This is a genomic window from Laceyella sediminis, assembly GCF_003003125.1.
Lineage (GTDB): Bacteria > Bacillota > Bacilli > Thermoactinomycetales > Thermoactinomycetaceae > Laceyella > Laceyella tengchongensis.
This window is the reverse complement of the sequence record NZ_PVTZ01000028.1, coordinates 1-5262: the sequence shown is the minus strand read 5'-3', so window position 1 is coordinate 5262 and position 5262 is coordinate 1. Positions and strand designations below refer to the sequence as shown.

Below are 5262 nucleotides of genomic sequence, written 5' to 3'. Positions count from 1 at the left end.
CCGCCGAAGGTGGGGCAGATGATTGGGGTGAAGTCGTAACAAGGTATCCCTACCGGAAGGTGGGGATGGATCACCTCCTTTCTAAGGAGCTCTTTTTAGAGCATAATCGATCATTTTCTTGGGTCACGTGACACTCACTCTTTAGTTTTCAGGGAACAACGGGAGCCCCTTCACCAAAGTGTGAAGGGGCTTTTAATTTTTCCATATGTTTGTGTTATCATGGGTGAATCGGATAACGCTTTAATGATGGAAAGGAAGAATGGGATGAAGACTCATTTTCAAAATCAAAGGCTTTTGCCGGCCGCCAAAAGTGTGAAGGACTTTGAAAAGCTGTTGGAAAGTTCGTATGAGTATATCGTGATGTTGGATTGCCACCTCGCACAATTGCCTCCCTTGATGAGATTAGCCCATCAACATCAGAAGAAAGTAATTCTGCACGTCGATTTGATCCAAGGGCTCAAAAATGACGAATATGCGGCTGAGTTTCTTTGTCAAATGGTTAAGCCAGCGGGGCTGATTTCTACCCGTACGCCGGTGGTGCAAGTTGCCAAAAAACGAAAAATTATTGCCATTCAGCGCGTATTTCTGCTGGATACCCATGCCTTGGAAACCAGTTACCGATTGTTGCAATTGTCTCAACCGGATTACATCGAAGTGCTCCCTGGAATCATTCCCCATGTGATTAAAGAAGTGGCGGAGATCACCAAGATTCCGATTCTGGCTGGGGGCTTGATCCGCACCAAACAGGAGCTTGAATCGGCGTTGGAAGCGGGAGCAGTTGCCATCACGTCGTCGAATAAAAAATTGTGGCATGTTAAATGAAAGTATTGAAATTTATGTGATAATTATTTACAATGGTGTTGATAGCGCTTCCAAATATGCTTGGGATTAAGTTCATAGCTGACATGAGTCGATGAGAGTCACTGAGGCCCCTGGTTCGATGGAACGAGGGGGAAGCTTGGTGACTCTTTTTTGGTACTCATTTGAGCAAAGGAGGAATAGGATGTCTCACTTTACCGCTGAGTTGCTAGGAACGATGATGTTAATCTTGTTGGGGAACGGAGTTGTGGCCGGCGTCGTGTTGCAGCGGTCTAAAGCCTACCAAGCCGGTTGGGTTGTCATTACGCTGGGTTGGGGTTTGGCCGTTATGGTGGCTGCGTACATGGTTGGTCATATCAGCGGGGCGTATTTGAATCCTGCCTTGACCATCGCCTTTGCCGTAGCTGGGAAGCTGGCATGGGTGGAAGTGGGTAGTATGATTGTCGCCCAAATGTTAGGGGCCTTTTTGGGAGCGGTGTTGGTGTGGTTGCACTATTATCCCCACTGGTCTAAAACGGAGAGTCAAGATGATAAGTTGGCCGTCTTTGCAACAGCTCCTGCTATTAAGCACACGCCTTCAAATTTGTTGAGTGAAATCATCGGTACATTTGTGTTAGTATTTGCGTTGCTTGCCATGGGCGGAGAAGGTGTGGTGTTTGCAGACGGGTTGAAAACCTTGATTGTGGGCTTTTTGATTGTGGCGATCGGTATGTCGCTCGGTGGAACGACCGGTTATGCTATCAATCCTGCCAGAGACTTGGGGCCGCGGTTGGCTCACGCCATTTTGCCGATTCCGGGCAAGGGATCGTCCCAATGGGGTTATGCTTGGATTCCGGTTGTCGGGCCGGTAATCGGAGCGGTATTGGCCGCGTTGCTTTACGGATATGTGTATTGATACCAGAGAAAGGGTGAGAGGATATGTCTAACCAATATATACTGGCGATTGACCAAGGGACGACAAGCTCCCGGGCGATTCTATTTGACCATAAGGGTCACATCGTAACGATTGCCCAACAGGAATTCACACAATACTTTCCGCAGCCGGGCTGGGTGGAACATGATGCGGAAGAAATTTGGGAATCGGTGCATAGCGTTTTGAATCAAGCGATGAAAGAAGCAGGCATTACAGCCAGTCAAATCGCTGCGCTTGGCATCACCAACCAACGCGAAACAACCGTGGTGTGGGATCGGCATACGGGTAAGCCTGTTCACTCCGCGATTGTGTGGCAATCCAGACAAACTTCGGCCATTTGCGATGAATTGGTTGCTCAAGGATGGAATGACCTGTTTCGTAGCAAGACTGGTTTGCTGATCGATGCGTATTTTTCTGGGACCAAAGTGAAATGGATTTTGGATCATGTGGAAGGTGCGAGAGAAAAAGCGGAACGTGGCGACTTGTTGTTTGGCACCATCGATACCTGGTTGATCTGGAAGTTGACTGGTGGTCAAGTGCATGTCACAGATTACACCAATGCTTCGCGGACGTTGATGTACAACATCTATGAGCTGAAATGGGATGAAGAATTGCTCGACATTTTGACCGTACCAGCATCCATGCTACCAGAGGTTCGTCCGTCTTCCGGGGTGGTTGCCAAGACGGCCAAGGGTGTGTTGGATGCTGAAATTCCGATCGCGGGAATTGCGGGTGACCAGCAAGCGGCGTTATTCGGCCAAGCGTGCTTTGAACAGGGCATGGCCAAAAACACTTATGGCACAGGTTGCTTCATGTTGATGAACACTGGGGAGAAAGCGGTACCGTCCAAACATGGTTTGCTCACAACCATTGCTTGGGGCTTGGATGGAAAAGTGGAGTATGCGCTTGAAGGAAGCATTTTCATCGCGGGTTCCGCGGTGCAGTGGTTGCGCGACGGATTGAAAATGATCAAGACTGCCGCCGAATCTGAAGCGTTGGCGACCCAAGTGGATTCCACTGACGGAGTATATGTCGTTCCTGCGTTCGTCGGATTGGGAACGCCTTATTGGGATCAGGATGCCCGTGGCGCTGTGTTCGGGTTGACCCGCGGTACGACCGACGCCCACTTCACTCGGGCGACGCTGGAGTCGTTGGCGTACCAAACCAAAGATGTGCTGGCGGTAATGGAACAAGATTCCGAAATCCAACTGAAAAAGCTGCGTGTGGATGGGGGAGCTACCGCCAACCGTTTCTTAATGCAGTTTCAAAGTGATATTTTGGGCGTGCCCGTTGAGCGGCCTACCGTGTTGGAGACCACGGCGCTGGGTGCTGCCTATTTGGCAGGATTGGCTGTCGGATATTGGGCAGACAAAAACGAAATCGCCCGCCACTGGCACCGGGATGAAATCTTTGTTAGCCAAATGGATGACAAAGAGCGGAAAAAGTTATACAATGGATGGGTACAAGCGGTTGAAGCCACACGGGCTTTCAAGCCGTAACCACGTGAATGAGCACAAGTTAATAGGTTATGGAGATATGGAGACAAACCACATACCCTTATGCGCTAAACAGCATAAGGGATTATGTGGTTTTTTTATTTATCACAAAGGAGGATCAATCATGAACGGCAGACAAGAGCGGTTGAGCGCGATCAAAGATGAAGTGGAATTGCTGGTGATTGGTGGGGGAATCACTGGTGCGGGGATCGCCCTTGACGCGCAATCGCGCGGTATCAACACGGTATTGGTAGAGATGCAGGATTTCGGCGCCGGTACATCTAGCCGGTCAACCAAACTGGTGCACGGGGGCCTGCGCTACCTGAAGCAACTGGAAGTGCAATTGGTGGCCGAAGTGGGAAAAGAACGGGCCATTGTGTACGAGAACGGACCGCATGTCACCACTCCCGAATGGATGATGCTACCGATCATCAAGGGTGGCACATACGGCAAATTGGCCAGCTCCGTCGGCTTGGCTGTTTATGACCGGTTGGCTGGCGTGAAGAAAAGTGAGCGGCGCCAGATGTTGAACAAAGAGGAGACCTTGCGCAAAGAGCCGTTGTTGCGTAAAGAAGGGTTGAAAGGCTCTGGTTATTATGTAGAGTATCGTACGGATGACGCCCGATTGACGCTGGAAGTGATGAAAAAGGCTGTCGAATACGGCGCCGAAGTGTTCAACTATGTGAAAGTGACCGAACTCCTGTATGAAAACGGCAAAGTGAACGGAGTCAAAGTGCGGGATCAGATATCGGGGGAAGAATATACCCTCCGTGCCAAAAAGATCGTCAATGCCACCGGCCCTTGGGTAGATGAGTTGAGGGAGATGGATGGGTCCAAACACGGAAAAACGCTACACTGGACCAAAGGGGTTCACATTGTGGTGGATGGTAGCCGTTTTCCATTGCGGCAAGCTATTTACTTCGATACGGAGGATGGGCGGATGGTGTTTGCCATTCCGCGCGACGGCAAAACCTATATCGGGACGACAGACACAGACTATCGGGATGATCTCGTCCATCCCCGCGTGACAGAAACAGACCGGGATTACCTAATATCTGCTGTTAACAGCATGTTTCCAGAAGTTAAATTGACCCAAGCCGATGTGGAGACATTTTGGGCTGGCGTTCGTCCTCTGATTCATGAAGAAGGGAAATCCCCGTCAGAGATCTCGCGTAAGGATGAAATCTTCCATTCCAAATCTGGTTTAATCACCATTGCGGGAGGTAAGCTCACTGGCTATCGCAAAATGGCTGAGAAGGTGGTTAACCTGGTTGCAAAAGAACTGCAACAGGAAACAGGGAAAACATTTGCTACGTGCCACACGGATCGCATTCCGATTTCCGGAGGGGACGTGGGCGGATCTGCCGGCTTTGAAGCGTTTGTGAAAGAAAAAACCAAACAAGGCGTGGAACTGGGCTTTTCTGAACAGCAAGCGGAATGGTTGACCCGGTTGTACGGTTCCAATGTGGATCATGTCTACCAATGGTCAACGGCTGATGGCAAAGCGGCAGCAAAGCGATATGGCATTCCGATTGAATTGTATGCTTCCCTCATGTATGGGTTACAACATGAAATGGTTCAAACGCCTGTGGACTATCTGTTGCGCCGCACGGGTGCGATGCTGTTTGACATCGCCTGGGTTAAACGCTGGCAAGCAGGAGTGGTTGACTTGATGGCTGATCACTGTGCATGGGATGAGCAGACTCGTATGCGTCGGGAGCAGGAGCTGGAGCAAGAAATCAGCTATGTCACGGAAGTGGTTTCCGACTAAGGTGCCAAGTAATGCGAATGGCTGCGATGGTGCAGTATTCACATGGTCAATCTCCCTTATCACATGATGAGGGAGATTTTTTTATAAAAAAGGGTTGCATTTATTTTTGAGCCGTGGTACATTATTAATTGTCGCCGCGATGCGGTGATCAAAAAGAAACGCACCTTGAAAATTAGATATGGAATAAAGCAACGAGGTTAAGAAGGAGATCCTTCTTTGATCGTCGATGTTGCAAATCACCGAGGAGATACCGAGCGGCATAG

5 protein-coding genes and 1 rRNA gene are annotated in these 5262 nt (G+C 49.6%); 5 read left to right on the top strand and 1 reads right to left on the bottom strand.

Annotation, left to right across the window (positions count from 1 at the left end; all coding sequences use genetic code 11):
- The 5 genes from CLV36_RS16640 to CLV36_RS16620 all read left to right on the top strand — a co-directional run.
- Window positions 1-81, top strand: a 16S ribosomal RNA gene (locus CLV36_RS16640); the annotation flags it as partial.
- 183 nt (window positions 82-264) lie between these two features.
- Complete coding sequence (locus tag CLV36_RS16635; RefSeq protein WP_106343391.1) at window positions 265-822, top strand: glycerol-3-phosphate responsive antiterminator; 558 nt, start codon at window positions 265-267, stop codon at window positions 820-822.
- Window positions 823-1003: 181 nt separating this feature from the next.
- On the top strand, window positions 1004-1714 hold the full coding sequence (locus CLV36_RS16630; protein WP_106343390.1) for an MIP/aquaporin family protein: 711 nt from the start codon (window positions 1004-1006) through the stop codon (window positions 1712-1714).
- Window positions 1715-1737: 23 nt separating this feature from the next.
- A complete protein-coding gene (gene glpK, locus CLV36_RS16625) occupies window positions 1738-3231 on the top strand; it encodes a glycerol kinase GlpK (RefSeq protein WP_106343389.1) in 1494 nt (497 codons plus the stop codon).
- 121 nt (window positions 3232-3352) lie between these two features.
- Window positions 3353-4999, top strand: a complete 1647-nt coding sequence (locus CLV36_RS16620) for a glycerol-3-phosphate dehydrogenase/oxidase (protein ID WP_106343388.1) — start codon at window positions 3353-3355, stop codon at window positions 4997-4999.
- A gap of 81 nt (window positions 5000-5080) precedes the next feature.
- On the opposite strand, the gene CLV36_RS17565 is transcribed toward CLV36_RS16620, so the two are convergent.
- On the bottom strand, window positions 5081-5262 hold a 182-nt coding region (locus tag CLV36_RS17565; protein ID WP_219904928.1), incomplete at its 5' end, for a hypothetical protein.

Excerpts from the sequence above, each read along its gene's own strand:
- CLV36_RS16635 (WP_106343391.1), top strand. The coding sequence starts at position 265 with ATGAAGACTCATTTTCAAAATCAAAGGCTTTTGCCGGCCGCCAAAAGT.
- CLV36_RS16630 (WP_106343390.1), top strand. The coding sequence starts at position 1,004 with ATGTCTCACTTTACCGCTGAGTTGCTAGGAACGATGATGTTAATCTTG.
- glpK (WP_106343389.1), top strand. The coding sequence starts at position 1,738 with ATGTCTAACCAATATATACTGGCGATTGACCAAGGGACGACAAGCTCC.
- CLV36_RS16620 (WP_106343388.1), top strand. The coding sequence starts at position 3,353 with ATGAACGGCAGACAAGAGCGGTTGAGCGCGATCAAAGATGAAGTGGAA.